1 pseudogene is annotated in these 409 nt (G+C 73.6%); it reads left to right on the plus strand.

Annotation, left to right across the window (positions count from 1 at the left end):
- A pseudogene (locus RTM68_RS15125) lies at window positions 1-409 on the plus strand (hypothetical protein); the annotation flags it as partial.

The raw sequence follows: 409 nt of genomic DNA on the forward strand, positions 1-409 counted from the left end.
GCGCTCGCGCGCACCGACCATCTCGAGGGGTCGATCGCGATCGCCGAGAAGGATTCGACTGAGCGGGCGGCGGTTCTCGAGGTGCGCCCTGCCTTCCTCGCCGAGATCATCGCCTTCGACGCGGCGATCGCACGCGCCGACGGCACGCTCGACACGGCCGCACACCGAGCTGCCGCGCTCTCGGCACAGCAGACGGTGCTCGCTGAGCGCCGCGACCCTGCCACGGTCGTGGCCGCGACCGCGACCGTGCATGCGCTGACCGACAGGGTCGGTGACGAGATCGCGACCTGGCAGGCGGCGCAGTCCGCGGCCCCGACCGGCCCTGCGTGGGCGTCGAGCGGGCCCGACGGCTATGCCCGGGTGCGGGCCGCTCTCGATCGTGTCGGCGGTCAGGGCGTCGGACTCTACG

It is taken from the genome of Microbacterium sp., from assembly GCF_031988965.1.
In the GTDB taxonomy this organism is placed as follows: Bacteria; Actinomycetota; Actinomycetes; order Actinomycetales; family Microbacteriaceae; genus Microbacterium.